This is a genomic window from Xanthobacter nonsaccharivorans, assembly GCF_043194755.2.
GTDB classification, from domain to species: domain Bacteria; phylum Pseudomonadota; class Alphaproteobacteria; order Rhizobiales; family Xanthobacteraceae; genus Xanthobacter; species Xanthobacter autotrophicus_G.
This window is the reverse complement of the sequence record NZ_CM195526.1, coordinates 1,927,761-1,943,953: the sequence shown is the minus strand read 5'-3', so window position 1 is coordinate 1,943,953 and position 16,193 is coordinate 1,927,761. Positions and strand designations below refer to the sequence as shown.

Sequence of the window (16,193 nt, the reverse complement as noted above, 5' to 3'; positions counted from 1 at the left end):
AAGCAAGGACTCGCCCGGAGCGTCGATCCTGAGGCAACGGGGCCCGGCTTCTGCCCCGGCGGGCCCTCAGAAGCCTTCCAGCACGATCTTGCCCCTGGAACGCCCGCTCTCGATCAGCGCATGGGCGCGGCGCAGGTTCTCGGCCGTGATGGCGCCGAACCGCTCGGCCAGGGTGGTGCGCAGCGCGCCCGCATCGACGAGGCGGGACACCTCGTTCAGCAGCACGCCCTGCTGCGCCATGTCCGCCGTGCCGAACAGGGAGCGGGTGAACATGGCCTCCCAGTGGATCGAGACGCTCTTGCGCTTGAGGGGCATGATGTCGAGGCTCTTGGGATCATCGATGAGCGCGAAGCGACCCTGGGGGGCGATCAGCTCCGCGATCTGGGCCAGATGATCCTGCGTGTTGGTGGTGGAGAAGACGAAGGCCGGCGCGCCGATGCCGAGGGCCGCGATCTCCCCCGCCAGCGGACGGGAATGGTCCACCACATGATGGGCGCCCAGCGCCTTCGCCCAGGCTTGCGTCTCCGGCCGGGACGCGGTGGCGATGACGGTGAGGTCCGTGAGCGTGCGCGCAAGCTGGATGGCGATGGAACCCACGCCCCCCGCCCCGCCGACGATGAGCAGCGCCGGCGCGGCACCGGGCACGCCACGGCCCTTCACCTCGAGCCGGTCGAACAGCGTCTCCCAGGCGGTAATGGCGGTGAGCGGCAGCGCGGCGGCCTCCGCCCAGCCGAGGGTCACGGGCTTGGCGCCGACGATGCGCTCGTCCACCAGATGGAACTCGGCATCGGTGCCCGGCCGATCGATGGCGCCGGCGTAGAACACCGCATCCCCCGGCTTGAACAGGCTGGCCTCGGGCCCCGTCTCCACCACCACGCCGGCGGCATCCCAGCCGAGCACCTTCCAGGCCCCGCCCTCCGGGGCCACGTTGCGCCGCACCTTGGTGTCCACCGGATTGACCGAGACGGCGCGGACCTCCACCAGCAGGTCGCGGCCGGCGGGCACCGGGCGGGACAGGTCGATGTCCACAAGGGACTGGGCTTCGGTGATGGGAAGCGAGGAACGATAGCCGACGGCGCGCATGGCGGTCTCCCGGTTGGTGTCGGGAAGGAAGTGGCGCCAAAGAGGCGTTCTCGCAAGAACGCACATTTTCTGCATATAGTGTCGAAAAGGATACCGTGAGATGCCGCGCACCCGACACAACATGCACGATTGCAGCCCCGGCTGCCCGGTGGAGGCGACCCTCGCCCTCATCGGCGGCAAGTGGAAGGGCGTGCTGCTGTGGCATCTGCTGGAAGGCACCATGCGCTTCAACGAGATGCGGCGGCGCCTGCCCAACCTGACCCAGCGCATGCTCACCAACCAGCTGCGCGAGCTGGAGGCGGACGGCTTCATCATCCGCACCGTCTATCCGGTGGTGCCGCCGAAGGTGGAATACAGCCTCACCGAGCGCGGGCGCAGCCTGGCGCCGGTCATCCATGCCCTGCGGGCGTGGGGGCAGGCCAATGTCCAGCTGCCCGGGGACAAGACGGCCGCCTCGGACGAAGCCGCCTGACGGCGTGTCTGGTCCGGTGGGCCCAGGTGTTCAGCCCCGGCCCTGAAGCACGCAGCGGGTGGACCGGAGGCGCCTGAGGCCGCCCATCCCGGCCCTGAAATGAAAAACGCCTCCCGGATCTCTCCGGGAGGCGTTTTCGATTGTCCGGCCGGACCCGGCTCAGCCGCCGAAGAGCTTGCGCTGCCACCAGCCGGAGCGGGGCTTGGCCGGGGGCTCCGCGGGGGTCTCCACCGCAGCCGCAGGGGCGTCCGCCGGGGCCTCGGGGGCCGGGGCCACCTCGGCGGCAGGGGCTTCCGCGGGGGTCTCGGCCACGGGGGCTTCCGCCACCGGCGTTTCCACCGCCGACACGGCCGGGGCTTCCTCCGCCGGGGTCCGCACGGGGGCGCTGTCGGACGACAGGACCACCGGCGCCTTCTCGCGCACCGTGGAGCGGCGGCGGGGCGGCTTGGCCTCGGTGCTCTCGACCTCGGCGGGCTTCGTTTCCGGAGCAGGGGCCGCGGAAACCTCCGGCACGCTCACGGGCGGCACGGGCGCCTCCGCGGGAGCGGCCGCGACCGGCTCGGTCGCCACGCCGGCGAGGGGCTCGGTCGGTGCAGCTTCGGTCGACGGTCCTTCGGCAGGCGCCGCGGCGACGGCATCCGCCTCGCCCTCCTCGTCACCCTCTTCGCCATCGCCGGAGGCCGTGGCCTCGCCACCCTCCTCCCGCTCGCGGCGGTTGCGGCGGCCACCGCGACGGCCACGGCGGCGGCGGCGGCGCTCGTTGCTGTCCTCGTCGCCGCGCTCGCCATCGGCGCGCTCGTCCTCGGAGCGGTCCTCGTCGTCGCCTTCGCCGTCCTCGGCATCGGCGCCCTCGGCGGACGTTTCATCCTCGTCGCCCTCGGCGGAGGCCTCGCGGCCCTCCTCCCGGTCGCCACGCCGCCGGCGGCGACGGCGGCGACGGCGGCGGCCGCCTTCGTCGGCGCGCTCGCCGGAACCCTCGCCCGCCTCGGCCTCAGCCTCGGCTTCGGCGTCCTCGACGACCTCCTCGTCCTCCTCCTCGAGATAATCCTCCTCGGGGAGGATGGAGTCCGGATGGACGACGCTGGACGGCTTCGGCGCGGCCGGCGGCGGGGCGGCGATGTCGCCCTTTTCGATGATGAACGGCTGGTGCCCGGTCACGCTCTCGTCCGCGGAGATGGCGAGGGTGACGTTGAAGCGATCCTCCAACTCGTGCAGGTGGGCGCGCTTCTGGTTCAGCACATAGAGCGCCACCTCGGTGCGGGTGCGGGCGATGAGGTTGTGCGTCTGCGAGCGCAGCAGCTGCTCCTCCAGCGCGCGCAGCAGCTGGAGCGACACGGACGCCGCCGAGCGCACGTGCCCCGTGCCACCGCAATGCGGGCACACCTCGATGGAGCTTTCCAGCACGCCGGTGCGGATGCGCTGGCGCGACATCTCCAGGAGGCCGAAATGGGAGATGCGGCCGATCTGGATGCGCGCCCGGTCGTTCTTCAGGCAATCCTTGAGCTTGCGCTCCACCGCCCGGTTGTTGCGCTTCTCCTCCATGTCGATGAAGTCGATGACGATGAGGCCGGCGAGGTCGCGCAGGCGCAGCTGGCGCGCGATCTCCTCGGAGGCTTCGAGATTCGTCTTGAGCGCGGTGTCCTCGATATGATGCTCGCGGGTGGCGCGCCCGGAGTTCACGTCGATGGAGACGAGGGCCTCGGTGGGGTTGATGACGATGTAGCCGCCGCTCTTCAGCTGCACCACGGGCGAGAACATGGCGTCGAGCTGCTGCTCCACGCCGTAGCGCGCGAAGATGGGCTGGACCTCGCGGTAGGGCAGCACGGACTTGGCATGGCTCGGCATGAGCATGCGCATGAAGTCCTTGGCCTCGCGGTAGCCCTCCTCGCCGGCCACGTGAATCTCGTCGATCTCCTTGCTGTAGAGATCGCGGATCGCCCGCTTGATAAGCGAGCCCTCCTCATAGACGAGGCTCGGCGCGGCGGAGCCGAGCGTCAGTTCGCGCACGGTCTCCCACAGGCGCAGGAGATATTCGAAGTCGCGCTTGATCTCGACCTTGGTGCGGTTGGCGCCGGCGGTGCGCAGGATGATGCCCATCCCCTCCGGCACCTCCAGGTCCTGCACAACTTCCTTCAGGCGCTTGCGGTCCACCGCGTTGGTGATCTTGCGGGAGATGCCGCCGCCACGGGCGGTGTTCGGCATCAGCACGGAATAACGGCCGGCGAGGGAGAGATAGGTGGTGAGGGCCGCGCCCTTGTTGCCGCGCTCCTCCTTGACCACCTGCACCAGCATCACCTGGCGGCGGCGGATGACCTCCTGGATCTTGTAGGAACGGGCGCGGCGCTGGGGCGCGCGCTCGGGCACCTCCTCCAGGGCGTCCTCGTCGGCGCCGAGATTCTCGATCTCCTCTTCCTCGTCGATCTGGTCGACGTCGCCGTCGTCCTCGTCTTCCTCCTCGTCCCCGTCGTCACGGGCGGCGGGGCGGGCTTCGGCGGGAGCCTCCTCATCCTCATCCTCGGGCAGGATCGGGGCGGGCTGCTCCTCGCCGTGGGGGGCCTCCTCGCGGCGCTCGGCCTCGCCGGCAGCCACGTGCTGAACGGCCGGGGCGGGCAGCGCGCCGCCCATCTCGGCCTCCACCACCTTCTCCACCAGCGCCTCGGCGGCCTCGGCCTCCTGCGCGGGGGCAAGCATCTCGGAGAAGGACGGGGCCGGCTCGGCCCGCGCCGGCTCCACCTCCACGGGGGTGGCCTCCGGCTGCGCGTCCGCGGGCGCGGAGGCAGGCTCGGAACCGGGCTCGGCAGAGATGGCCTCTTCCCGGCCCTCGTCAGCCGCGATCGCCTCGACGGGAGAGGAAGAGAGGTCCTCGCCGGCCTCGGACGCGGCGGCAGCCGTGCCCTCGTCCTGCGACGGCGGGACCACCTCGGCCTCTTCCACGGCTTCGCTCACGCTCTGCTCGTGGTTGGAGCGGCGGGCGCGGCCGCGCTCGCGGCGGCGCTCCTTGAGGTCCGCCTCGTCGTCCGCGAGGCGGGCGGCGCGCTCCTCCTCCTCGATCAGGGCGAGGCGGTCGGCGACGGGGATCTGGTAATAGTCGGGATGGATCTCGCTGAAGGCCAGGAAGCCATGGCGGTTGCCGCCATACTCGATGAAGGCCGCCTGCAGGGACGGCTCAACGCGCGTCACCTTGGCGAGGTAGATGTTGCCCCGCAACTGCTTGCGGGACGCGGACTCATAGTCGAACTCTTCGACCCGGTTCCCGCGCACGACCACCACCCGGGTCTCCTCCGGATGGGTCGCATCGATAAGCATTTTGTTGGCCATGGAATTCTCTCTTCACGGCGCCGCGGGCAATCGTCCACGACGGCCGTTCCGGCGCATTCCGCATGGGCAGCGCAGGAACGGCGCTCTGGCGCCGGATGTGATGACGTGAGGAAGAACGGGAGAAACGGATGCACCGGGGCGTGTCGCTGCGACCCTCGGCGTCGGGGCACACGGGGGCGCGCGGAACGCGCCTGTCGTGCGGAAAAAAATCCATGCCCTCGGCTACCCGTTCCTCGATGAAGGGTTCCGACCGGGTGGCGAAGCGGGCGCCTCGTTCCGGCCACGGTACACATCCGCGGCGATTCCCCAAATCGTCCCTCGCGGACCTTCGGCGCAGATGGCCAGGCGACGTGCCGCTTTCACGCGCTTCTTAAGCGCTTTCCGCGGGGCTCCACACCTCAATGGGGGAACGGCGCGCGGTGAACTGGCGGGCTTCCGCATCCCCGGCGTTCGGCGCGCGAAGCGGCCCGCCCGGGATCGAAGAAACACACCTGCGGCAGCCGCAGTGCCGGGGCCGAAGAGCCTGTTCCGGAACGCGAACTGTGTACGTCCTCTTTCTTACCCGCCCGACTTCCTGCTTGGCAAGGTTTATGCGTTATCGTGCTGTCACCTGGCGGCTATAACGCCGTCAACCTTCGGTTAACGCAGCCCGTCATATCGGTATTTTCTTACAAGGCTCGATCTGGCGAGACCGCGTGAAGGTGGGATGCCCATGGACCGACGCCCCGATGGCGGGCCTCCCCCGCCCCCCGGCGCCCACAGCACCGGGACACCTCGCCGCAGCCATCGCGGCCCGCTCCATGCCCTTGCGTCAATAGCCGTCCTCCTGTGGGCAATGCCGGCCACGGCGCAGGACGCCGCCGCCACCGGCCCCGCTATCGCGCGGGAGGCGCGGCTCGCGGGGGATGCGAAGCGCACCCGCCTCGTGGTCGATCTCGACCGCGCCGCGGAATTCCGTGTCTTCACCCTGGCCAATCCCTACCGCGTCATCCTCGACCTGCCCGATGTGCAGTTCGCTCTGAAGCCGGAGGATACCCAGCTGAGCCGCGGCCTGGTGGCCACCGGGCGATTCGGCGCCTTCGCGCCGGGCAAGGCGCGCATGGTGCTGGAGGCCACGGGCCCCGTCGCCGTGGACAAGGCCTTCGTGCTCGACGCCGTGGACGACCAGCCCGCGCGCCTCGTGGTCGATCTCGTGAAGACCGATGCGGCCAGCTTCGCCCTCAAGGCCGCCGCCGCGGGCGATCAGCGCGCCACCGCGGCGCCCTCCCCGGCCCCGGCGGTTCCCGCCACCGGCGACGACCGGCCCGTGGTGGTCATCGACCCCGGCCACGGCGGGCTCGATTCGGGCACCACGGGCTACAGTGCCTTCACCGAGAAGACCATCGTGCTGGAAACGGCCCTCGCCCTGAAGGACCGCCTGGAGAAGGCCGGCGTGGCGCGCGTGGTGCTTACCCGCTCCACGGACACCTTCATTCCCTTGACCGAGCGCGTGAAGATCGCCCGCGTCAACCGCGCCGCCCTGTTCATCTCCCTGCATGCGGACGCCCTTGCCCGCGGCGAGGGACAGGCGCGCGGCGCCAGCGTCTACACCCTCTCCGACACCGCCAGCGACGCGGAGGCGGCAAGCCTCGCCGACAGCGAGAACAAGGCCGACCTGATCGCCGGCGCCGACCTTTCCGACGAGCCGGATGACGTGGCGGGCATCCTCGTGGACCTCGCCCAGCGCGAGACGCGCAGCTTCTCCGGCCGCGTCGCCCGCGAGCTGGTGGGCAGCATGAAGGGCGCCGTGCGGCTCCACCGCACCCCGCTGAAATCCGCCGGATTCCGTGTGCTGAAGGCGTATGACGTGCCGTCGGTGCTGGTGGAGCTGGGCTATCTGTCCAGCGCCGACGACCGCCGGGACCTCACCTCCGAGGCGTGGCGCGAACGGGTGGCGGAGGCCATGACGCAGGCCATCGCCCGCTTCTTCGCCGAGCGCGGCGCGGGACCCGCCCTCGCCGCCGACACCCGCCCCGGCGAGCGCTGAAGCCCCGCCCCGAATATTCTCTCCCCCACGCGCCGGCCATGTCACATCGCCGGCCGGCGCCTCGTCTTCATCGCGGAACCCCTCCGGAGACCCGAGATGAAGCCGCGCCTCAATCCCTACAAGACCGCCCCCAAGACCATGCAGGCCATGCTGGACCTGGAAGCCCGCATGAAGGACGGCGGGCTGGAGCTCAGCCTGATCGAGCTGGTGAAGACCCGCGCCTCGCAGATCAACGGCTGCGCCTTCTGCATCCACATGCACACGCGCGACGCACGGGCCGCCGGGGAGAGCGAGGAGCGCCTCTATCTCCTGGATGCCTGGCGCGAATCCCCGCTCTATACTGACCGGGAGCGGGCGGCCCTCGCCTGGACGGAGGCCTTGACGCTGGTGTCGCAGACCCACGCCCCCGATGCCGACTACGCGGTGCTCGCCGCCGCCTTCTCGCCGGAGGAGCAGGTGAAGCTGACGCTGCTCATCACCACCATCAACGCCTGGAACCGCATCGCCATCGGCTTCCGGTCGATCCACCCCGTGGGAGAGGCGCATGCCGCCGCGCAGTGACGGCGCGGCCCCGGCTGCCCTTCCTCCGCCGGAGGAGGGAGATGCGGCCGATGCCGCCGATGCAGCTGCCTCCTTCCGCCCGGTCCGGCGGCGGCTCATCGCCATCGCCTACCGCATGCTCGGCTCCATGGCGGATGCCGAGGACGTGGTGCAGGACGCCTTCCTGCGCTGGCACCGGACGGACCGCGCCGCAGTGGCGGAGCCCACCGCCTATCTCGCCCGCGTCGTCACCCGCCTGTGCCTCGACCATCTGAAATCGGCGCGGGTGAAGCGGGAGATTTATGTGGGTCCCTGGCTGCCCGAGCCTTTGGTGGAAGCCCCCGACGCCGAGGCGGAGGACATCTCCCTGGTCCTCATGCTGGCGCTGGAGCGTCTCTCGCCGCTGGAGCGGGCGGCCTTCCTGCTGCACGACGTGTTCGGTCTCTCCTTCACCGAGATCGCCGGCACGCTGGGACGCGAGGAAACCGCCTGCCGCCAGCTCGCGGCCCGCGCCCGCCGCCATGTGCGGGAAGCGCGGCCGCGCTTTCCGGTGGAGCCCGACGAGGGCCTGCGCATCGCCGACGCCTTCCTCGAAGCCTCGCGCCTCGGCGATGCGGAGGGCCTGCGCCGGCTCCTTGCCGCCGAGGCGGTCTTCTACTCCGACGGCGGAGGCAAGCGCCCGGCGGCCCTCAACCCCGTCTTCGGTCGCGCACGGATCGAGCGCCTGTTCCTCGGCCTCGCCCGCAAGGCCGGATTCGTCCGGCCGCAAGTGGTCCATCGCGGGCTGGTCAGCGGCCTGCCCGGCTTCGTGACCATGGAGAGCGACGGCGTGCCCCAGGCGACGGCGCTGCGGATCGAGGCCGGGCGCATCGTCGGCATCTACATCGTCCGCAACCCGGACAAGCTCGGCCGCCTGCCCGTGGGGCCGTCCGACCGCGCGGGGCTCAACTGACCCGCCTCACACAGCGAACGGCACCGGCGTGCCGGGCGGCAGCGGCACGAGGCGATCGGCGAGGCCCAGCGCCGCGAGGCTCTTCTCCAGGTCGGCGGCGCTTTCCTTGAAATGGATCCAGCCGTCGTTGTGGATGCCGACGATCCGCGCCTGCGGGAAGGCGTGGGCGACCTCGATCACGTCGTTGCTGTCCATGGTCAGGTGGAAGGTGCCGCGCGGCTCCGCCGAGCCGGCGAAGGCCAGCACCACCTTGGGCGCGAAGCGCCGGGCCACCTCCGCCACGCCCTCGTACCAGACGGTATCGCCGGTGACGTAGAGCGCATCCCCCGGCGCATCGCGGCCGACCAGGAGCCCCACCACCTCGCCGGTGATGGGCTCGATGCCCACCGGCCCGTGGCGCGCGGGTGCGGCGGTGATGAGGAGGCGCCCTTTGCCGGGCACCTCCAGCGTGGCCGTCTCGAACGGGGCGAGGCCAATGGCGTTGCCGCCGAGGCGCGTGGCGCCGACCTTCGTGGTGTAGACCGCCCGCGCCCTCGGCAGCAGGGCGCGGCCGGCATGGTCGAGATTGTCGAGATGCTGGTCGTGGGAGAGGAGCACGGCATCGATCTCGCCGATGTCCTCCACCGGGATCGCCGGCCCGCGCGTCTTCTCGAAGCGCACCGGCGCGGTGGTGTAGAGGCCCGGCGGATCGAAGGTGGGATCGGTGACGAGGCGGAAGCCGCCGATCTCGATCAGCACCGTGGGGCCGCCGATGAAGGTGATGCGGGCCGTTTCGCCCGCCGGAATGTCGCCGCTCATGAAATGGTCCTCGCCAAAGCGTGCCGGGAAAGGTTTCGGGCCGGAGGATGACCCCGCGCGGGCTTTGCGAAAATTCGCTATTCTCTCCCAATGGCTGATCAAAATCGCACAGGCCCCGCGCGTCTGGCCCTCGACTGGGAGGATGCGCGCTTCTTCGTCGCCCTCGCCCGCCACGGCAGCCTCTCCGCCACCGCCCGCGCGCTCGGGGTGAACCACGCCACCGTCGCCCGTCGCATCGCCGGCATGGAACAGGCGCTGGGCGCGCGGCTGTTCGAGCGCCGGCCGGACGGCTACGGGCTCACGCAGGCCGGCCACCATGCGCTGGAGGCGGCGGACGCCATGGAGAAGGCGGCCCGGCGCCTGTTTCGTCGGCACGAGGGCCATGCCCTTTCCGGCCTCGTCCGCATCGGCGCGACGCCGAGCCTCGCCGATTCCTATTTGGTGCCACGGCTTGCCGCGCTGGCGGAACGCCATCCGGGCATCGACATCGAGATCGCCGCCGACCGGCGGCTCGCCAGCCTGTCGCGGCGCGAGGTGGACATCGCCCTGCGGCTCGGGGCTCCGAAGGATGGGGAGGCCGTCGCACGGCGCCTCGTCACCGTGGGCTTCGGCTTCTACGCCCGCCCCGAGTGGCGGGCGCGGCTGGCGGCGGGTGCCGCGCCGGCCTTCGCCACCTTCGACGAGGCCAATGCGCATCTGCCCGAGGCGACATGGCTGAAGCGGCACTTTCCCGGCGCGCGGCTGGTGCTGCGCGCCAATACCCAGACGACCCAGGCCCTTGCGGCCAAGGCCGGGCTCGCCATCGCCGTCGTGCCCCATTTCATCGCCACCGGGATGCCGGAGCTGGTGCGCCTCGACCTCGGCCGCGATGCGCCACCGCGGGATCTCTTCCTCCTCACCAACCGCCTCGCCCCCGATGACGGCGCGGTGCGCGCCGTGCGCGATGTCCTGGTGGAGCGCTTCACCGCCGACGCCCCCCTCTTCACCCCGCCGGAGGCCTGACCGCTCCGCTCCCGAGAACACCCGGCGCGCGGCTGGCGGGTGCGCGCCGGGCCGTCCCCGCGTGCTGCGCCCCTGCCCGCGCCCCGCCTTCAGCCGTCACCGTCCCGGCCGGCAGCCTCGACCCGGGCGCTCCGCCGCTCGGCGAAGGCTTCAGCCCCCGAGCCCGAGCAGCCGCCTGGCGTTGGCATGGAAGACCTTCTCCAGCACCGCGTCGCGGAAGCCGAGGCGAGCATAGTCCTCGATGGACTGGGCGAGGGCGCGGAAGGGGTAGGACGAGCCGAAGGCGAACTGGTCACCCAGTGCGCCATTGGCCGCGCTCACATAAAGCTCGGTGCCCGGCTGGAAGATGTACATGTCGGGAACCAGCGTCACATTTTCCCACCGAAAGGCGATGCCGATGATGTCGGCCACCTTCGGCCACGCGCCGTGGTGGACAACGATCTTCAGCTGCGGAAAGGCGCCCGCCACCCGGCCGATGGCATCGGGATCGTTGAGCGCGGGGTCCGGCGTGGTCGGCCCGGTCATCAGAAAGACGGGCACGCCCCAATCCTCCAGCGCGTCATAGACCGGCCACAGCAGCGGATCGTCGAACGCGCGGGCGGGAGCGCCGAAGGTCGGCTCCAGATTGATGGCCTTGAGCCCGAGGGTCCGCACCGCGCGCTCGGCCTCGGCGACGGCGCCCTGCGTGCCGAGGCGCTGGGGATCGACGGAGCCCACGCCCAGCACCTCCGGATGAGCTGCGGCCAGCGCCGCGATCTGGTCATTGTCGTTGCGGATCGCCGGCGTGTCGCGGCCGATGACCACCGCGGCCTCGAGATCCGCCGCGCGGATCTCGGCGATCCACCCGTCTTCGGTCTGGGAGCGGACGAAATGCTCCGGATCGCGGGAGCCGGTGCGGCGGTTCAGCCAGCGCGCCACTTCAAATTCGGGGGTGTCCCGGCGGGCCCCATAGAAATCATGGAGGAAGGCGGGACGATTGCGAATGTCGATGATCTTGCGCGGCATAAGGACATCCGTGGCAGGGAGAGACGCATCGTGCGCAGGCGGAGCTGCGCGAGCACGCGAGATGCGAGGAGAGGCCCGCGCCCGCTGGGGATGCGATGGCGGGGCCGATGGGGAAGACGCACGACCTGCGCCGCGCAGCGGGTCACGGACCCGCCCGGCCGGCCCCCAAGCAGATCCGGTGCCAAGAGAAAAACACCATGTCCTCAGCCAGATGCGCCTTTGGGGCTGCATGGCGCCTGCTGCATCCGACGCACTTTGAACGATCAGGTGGTGGATTGGCATCAGCTGGAAGCCGGCCCTTCGCCGATGCGGCTTGATCACCGCAGGTCTGGCGGCGGTTCATCGCGCGAAGGTTCGGCAGCTTATTTATTGACAAAATCTATCTACAAAATTAATTAAATGGTCTTCACATGCGCAACCTGGACACAGCTGCCATGACCGATCGTCCCCCCGCAAGCCTCTCCCCGGTGGAGAATGCCGGGATCCGGATTGCCGGGGCGCCCGCCGGGGCGGTCGGCCTGGTTTCCTTCGGCGGCGGTCGCAGGGGCGTGAGCGAGCCTTCGGGGCGGGCAAGCGCCATGGTGTTCTGCGATCCCCTCTCCCTCGCCCTGCGGCGCGATCTCGACCGCGTGTCGCCCAGCGAGGCGACGGTTCTCGTGGTGGGAGAAACCGGCACCGGCAAGGAGCTCGTCGCCCGCTACATCCATGCGGCGAGCGCGCGCCGCGACGGCCCCTTCGTGGCGGTCAATTGCGGCGCCCTCGCCGACACGCTGGCCGAAGCCGAGTTGTTCGGCTGGGAGAGGGGCGCGTTCACCGGCGCCGACCGCACCCAGGCGGGCTGGTTCGAGAGCGCCAACGGCGGCACGCTCTTCCTCGACGAGATCGGAGACCTGCCGCTGCCGCTGCAGGTGAAGCTGCTGCGCGTGCTGCAGGAGCGCGAGGTGGTGCGCCTCGGCAGCCGACGCGCCGTCACTGTGGACATCCGCGTGGTCGCGGCCACCAACGTGGACCTCGACGCGGCCATTGAGGCCCGCCGCTTCCGCGAAGACCTCTATTTCCGCCTCAACGTCGCGCAGGTCCATCTGCCTCCGCTGCGTGAGCGGCTCGGCGACGTGGAGCCCCTCGCCCAGCATTTCCTCGCGGTCTACCGCACGCGTCTCGGCCGGCCCGACCTCGCCTTCTCCAATCCGGCGCTGCGCGCCCTGCGGCGCCACGACTGGCCGGGCAACATCCGCGAGCTAGAAAATGTCGTGCACAATGCCGTGCTTCTCGCCCGCGGCCCGGTGGTGGAGAGCGGCGACCTGCGCCTGACGCGGTCGCCGCGCGTGAAGGAGAGCGAGCCGGCCGATCTCGAAGGCAAGGTGCGCAGCCTCATCGGGCGGGCGGTCCTCGATGCCGAGCCCTCCATCTTCGACCGGGTGACGCGCGCCATGGTCCGCGCCGCCTATGATTTCGCCGACGGCAACCAGGTGCGGGCCGCCGAGGGGCTCGGCCTCAGCCGCAATGCGTTTCGCACCCAGCTTGCCCATGTGGGCGCCATCCTGCCGCGGCGCCAGCGGACGCAGGCGACCACCTCCGGCGAGGAGCGGTCGGCCTTTCGCGAGCTGCGGATCGGCTTCCAGAAATACGGAACCTCCTCGATCCTGAAGGTGGTCGGCCGCGTCGCCGACGATCTCGCGGCTCTCGGCTTCAAGGTGCAGTGGGACGAATACCCCGCCGGGCCGCAGCTGCTCGATGCGCTGGCCCGGGGCCGGGTGGACTTCGGCTCCACCGGCGAGGCGCCACCCGTCTTCGCCCAGTCCACCGGCGCGCCGGTGCGCTATGTGGGCTATGAATCGCCGGCGCCACTGAGCGAAGCGCTCATGGTCCGGCCCGACAGCCCGCTGGAGACGGTGCGGCAGCTGAAGGGCAGGACCATCGGCCTCGTGCTGCACTCGAACTGCCACTACTTCGTGCTCCGTGCCCTGGAGGCGACCGGTCTCGGCCTCTCCGACATCCGCCTCGTGGCGACGCCTCCGGGCGAGGGGCTCGACCGGCTGACACGGGGCGAAATCGACGCCTGGGCCATCTGGGATCCGCTGCTGACGGCGGCCGAGCTGCGAGGCCGCGCCCGCCAGCTTGTCGACGGGCGCGGGATCGTGCCGAACCACCAGTTCTACCTGGGCAACGACGCCTTCGTGCGGGCCAATCCGGAGGTCATCGGCCTGCTCCTGGGGGAGCTGGGCAACGTCGGCAAATACACCGCCACCCACGTGCCGCAGGTGGCGCGGCGGATGGCGCCGGAGATCGGCATCTCCTCCGCCTCGCTGGAGGTCGCCTACGGCCGGCTCACCTATGGCGCCCGCCCGCTCGATCACGACGTGGTCCGCCAGCAGCAGGAAATCGCCGACGCCTTCTTCCATGCGGGCATCCTGCCGGCGGCCGTCGAGGTCGGCCGCGCGGTCTGGATGGGATGAGGCGGGGCCGGCGGGAGAGGCCCTCCCGTCAGGAATAGAAGCTCGGCTGCGGCCAGAGGTCGGTGAGCACCCACGCCCCCAGCTCCTTCAGCTTGTAGTCGACCGGATCGTGCAGCGTGTGGGTCCGCAGGTTGCGCCAATGGCGGTCCAGCCCATGGCGCGCGGCGGTCGCCTTGGCGCCGGTGAGGTCGAACACGCGGGCAGTCACATCGAGGCCGACGCGCGCCGCCATGGCCTTGAAGGCGGCGATGGCCACCGCCGTGCGGCCGCGCGTGTCCGCATCCAGCGCACGCCCCTTCTCCCAGGCCTCCTGGAAACGCGCCCAGGCGCGCGCGGCGAGCGCGTCCACGCCTTCGAGCGCCACCCACAGCTCGCCATAGTGATGCTGGAGAAAAGGGTCGTCCACCGCCCGCTCCACGCCGGAGAAGATCCACGGCCGCCCCGGCCCGCGGGAGAAGGCGAGCGCCTGCGCGAACGCGCCTTCCGCGATGCCGAGGTAGATGGTGGCGAGAATGCTCTGGGCGAGCAGTGGCCGCAGCCCCGAGAAGACGTCGCCGAACGGGCCGGGGGGCCCGAGGATCTCGTCCGCCTCCACCCGCACATGGGAGAAGGTGACGCCGCCGCTGTCGGTCTGGCGCTGGCCCATGTTGTCCCAGTCGTCGAGGATGGCGATGCCGTCGCGCCGGGTGGGCACCACGAGGATGCGCAGCTTGCCCTCGCCATCGTGGGCGGAGACCAGCAGCCGGTCGGAATCGCTCGCCCCCGAGCAGAAGCTCTTGGCTCCGTCGAGGCGGAAGCCATCGCCATCCGGCCGAAGCGACGTGCGCTGGTCGAGGGGATTGAGCGCATTGCCCCAGAACAGGGTCCCGGCCACCGTCTCCTCCAGGAACCGGCGCTGCTGGACGGGGGCCCCGTAGAAGATCACGGACGCCACCATCAGATGCTGGAAGGCATAAAGATGGGCGAGCGAGGAATCGACCTTCGCCAGCTCGCGCACGCTGGCGAGCACCACCGGCCAGCCGGCGCCATGGCCGCCATGGGCCTTCGGCACGGCCAGGGTGAGGAGACCGGAACGGCGCAGAAGGTCGCGCTCCGCCTTGGCCGTTCCGCCGATGCGATCCCGCTCCACCGCCGTTGCGGCCAGCGCCTGCTGCACCTCCCGCACGATCTGCTGCAAATCCAGCACATCCTGCGGGATTGGCTGCCGATTGCTGTTGTCGTTCCAAATATTCATCCAATTTCTCCCTTTTCCGATGTGGTTTTACATCATGTTTTTCTTCATTGACAATGTAATTCTATAGACATTATCTGCTATATTTAGAGTTTCTGGAGTGGTCGAGATGCAGGTTTTCTGGTTTTTGCCCACCTTCGGCGATGGGCCTCACATCGGCTCCCTGGAGGGTGCGCGGCCGGCGACACCGGCCTACCTGCGCCAGATCGCGCAGGCGGCCGACGATCTTGGCTACCACGGCGTCCTCGTCCCCTGCGGCAAGACCTGCGAGGAGGCCTATGTGGTCTCCGCCGCCCTGGCGGACGCGACGCGCCGGCTGCGCTTCCTCGTCGCGACCAAGCCCTCCTCCATGTCGCCCACCTTCGCCGCGCGCCTTGCTTCCAGCCTCGACCGGCTGTCCGGCGGGCGCTTCTACCTGAACGTGGTGGTGGGCGGCGATGCCCAGGAGCTGGCCGGCGACGGCGTGTTCCTCGACCATGATGCACGCTACGCCCAGGCGGCCGAATTTTTCCAGGTGTGGAAGGGGGTGCTGGCCGGGCAGAAGGTGGACTTCTCGGGCGAGCACGTGACCGTGCGCGGGGCCGAGCATCTCCTGCCGCCGGCCCAGCGGCCCTATCCCAGGCTCTTCTTCGGTGGCTCCTCGCCGACCGGCCATGCGGTGGCCGCCGAACACTTCGACACCTACCTGAGCTGGGCCGAGCCGCTCGACGCCGTGCGGGAGAAGATCTCCGACGTGCGCGCCCGGGCCGACCGCTTCGGCCGCACGCTCAGCTACGGCCTCCGGGTGCATGTGATCGTGCGCAAGACCGAGGCCGAGGCCTGGGATGCGGCAAACGACATCATCAAGCATGTGGACCGCAGCGCCATCGATGCGGCGCACCGCCAGTTCGACCGGTTCGATTCCGAGGGCCAGCGCCGGATGACCCGTCTCGCCCGAAGCGGGAACCTGGTGATCGCCCCCAACCTCTGGGCCGGCATCGGGCTGGTGCGCGGCGGCGCCGGGACAGCCCTGGTCGGCACGCCGCAGCAGGTGGCCGACCGGATCGAGGAATATCGCGACCTGGGCATCGAATCCTTCGTGCTCTCCGGATACCCGCACCTGGAAGAGGCCTATCGCGTCGCCGAGACGCTGTTTCCGCTGCTGCCGGTGGAACGGCCGGACGAGCCGGAGGCCGTCGGGCCGATCGTCAACTTCGTCAGCCCGTTCGGCGAGCTGCCGGCGCGCAACTGATGGCCCACGGGCCCGGCGCCAGGCGGAAAGCTGGACGCCACACCGCAAACCCGGCCGACAGGATCGGCCGGCAGGCTCT

Annotated in this window: 12 protein-coding genes; 7 read left to right on the top strand and 5 right to left on the bottom strand. The window is 70.4% G+C overall.

Translation table 11 applies throughout. The annotated features are described in order from the left end of the window. Positions 1 to 66: 66 nt before the first annotated feature. Entirely contained in the window at positions 67 to 1,083 is a 1,017-nt protein-coding gene (locus tag V5F59_RS08855; protein WP_393981697.1) for a zinc-binding alcohol dehydrogenase family protein, read from the bottom strand. Between the two features lie 100 nt (positions 1,084 to 1,183). On the opposite strand from V5F59_RS08855, the gene V5F59_RS08850 reads away from it, so the two are divergent. Next, complete coding sequence (locus tag V5F59_RS08850) at positions 1,184 to 1,555, top strand: winged helix-turn-helix transcriptional regulator (RefSeq protein ID WP_393981699.1); 372 nt, start codon at positions 1,184 to 1,186, stop codon at positions 1,553 to 1,555. Between the two features lie 159 nt (positions 1,556 to 1,714). Here V5F59_RS08850 and V5F59_RS08845 read toward each other — a convergent pair whose 3' ends face one another. Further along, the gene (locus V5F59_RS08845; protein WP_393981701.1) at positions 1,715 to 4,873 is read right to left on the bottom strand and encodes an Rne/Rng family ribonuclease; all 3,159 of its coding nucleotides are present in this window, start codon (positions 4,871 to 4,873) and stop codon (positions 1,715 to 1,717) included. A gap of 712 nt (positions 4,874 to 5,585) precedes the next feature. On the opposite strand from V5F59_RS08845, the gene V5F59_RS08840 reads away from it, so the two are divergent. The 3 genes from V5F59_RS08840 to V5F59_RS08830 all read left to right on the top strand — a co-directional run bounded on the left by V5F59_RS08840 (position 5,586) and on the right by V5F59_RS08830 (position 8,391). Continuing rightward, complete coding sequence (locus V5F59_RS08840; protein WP_393981703.1) at positions 5,586 to 6,899, top strand: N-acetylmuramoyl-L-alanine amidase; 1,314 nt, start codon at positions 5,586 to 5,588, stop codon at positions 6,897 to 6,899. Positions 6,900 to 6,995: 96 nt separating this feature from the next. After that, a complete protein-coding gene (locus tag V5F59_RS08835) occupies positions 6,996 to 7,460 on the top strand; it encodes a carboxymuconolactone decarboxylase family protein (protein WP_393981705.1) in 465 nt (154 codons plus the stop codon). Further along, positions 7,444 to 8,391, top strand: coding sequence for a sigma-70 family RNA polymerase sigma factor (locus V5F59_RS08830; protein ID WP_393981707.1), 948 nt, complete (start codon positions 7,444 to 7,446; stop codon positions 8,389 to 8,391). Before V5F59_RS08835 ends, V5F59_RS08830 begins: the two co-directional genes overlap by 17 nt. A gap of 6 nt (positions 8,392 to 8,397) precedes the next feature. On the opposite strand, the gene V5F59_RS08825 is transcribed toward V5F59_RS08830, so the two are convergent. Further along, on the bottom strand, positions 8,398 to 9,189 hold the full coding sequence (locus V5F59_RS08825) for an MBL fold metallo-hydrolase (RefSeq protein ID WP_393981709.1): 792 nt from the start codon (positions 9,187 to 9,189) through the stop codon (positions 8,398 to 8,400). A gap of 90 nt (positions 9,190 to 9,279) precedes the next feature. On the opposite strand from V5F59_RS08825, the gene V5F59_RS08820 reads away from it, so the two are divergent. After that, positions 9,280 to 10,191: a LysR family transcriptional regulator gene (locus V5F59_RS08820; RefSeq protein WP_393981711.1), complete on the top strand. Its 912-nt coding sequence runs from the start codon at positions 9,280 to 9,282 to the stop codon at positions 10,189 to 10,191. A 150-nt stretch (positions 10,192 to 10,341) separates the two neighbouring features. On the opposite strand, the gene V5F59_RS08815 is transcribed toward V5F59_RS08820, so the two are convergent. Then, complete coding sequence (locus V5F59_RS08815; RefSeq protein WP_393981713.1) at positions 10,342 to 11,196, bottom strand: amidohydrolase family protein; 855 nt, start codon at positions 11,194 to 11,196, stop codon at positions 10,342 to 10,344. A gap of 434 nt (positions 11,197 to 11,630) precedes the next feature. Here V5F59_RS08815 and V5F59_RS08810 point away from each other — a divergent pair, with 434 nt between their 5' ends. Next, the gene (locus V5F59_RS08810; RefSeq protein ID WP_393981715.1) at positions 11,631 to 13,652 is read left to right on the top strand and encodes an aliphatic sulfonate ABC transporter substrate-binding protein; all 2,022 of its coding nucleotides are present in this window, start codon (positions 11,631 to 11,633) and stop codon (positions 13,650 to 13,652) included. 28 nt (positions 13,653 to 13,680) lie between these two features. On the opposite strand, the gene V5F59_RS08805 is transcribed toward V5F59_RS08810, so the two are convergent. After that, on the bottom strand, positions 13,681 to 14,886 hold the full coding sequence (locus V5F59_RS08805) for an acyl-CoA dehydrogenase family protein (protein WP_393981717.1): 1,206 nt from the start codon (positions 14,884 to 14,886) through the stop codon (positions 13,681 to 13,683). A gap of 106 nt (positions 14,887 to 14,992) precedes the next feature. Here V5F59_RS08805 and ssuD point away from each other — a divergent pair, with 106 nt between their 5' ends. Continuing rightward, positions 14,993 to 16,114: an FMNH2-dependent alkanesulfonate monooxygenase gene (gene ssuD, locus V5F59_RS08800; RefSeq protein ID WP_393981719.1), complete on the top strand. Its 1,122-nt coding sequence runs from the start codon at positions 14,993 to 14,995 to the stop codon at positions 16,112 to 16,114. The last annotated feature ends 79 nt before the right edge of the window (positions 16,115 to 16,193 follow it).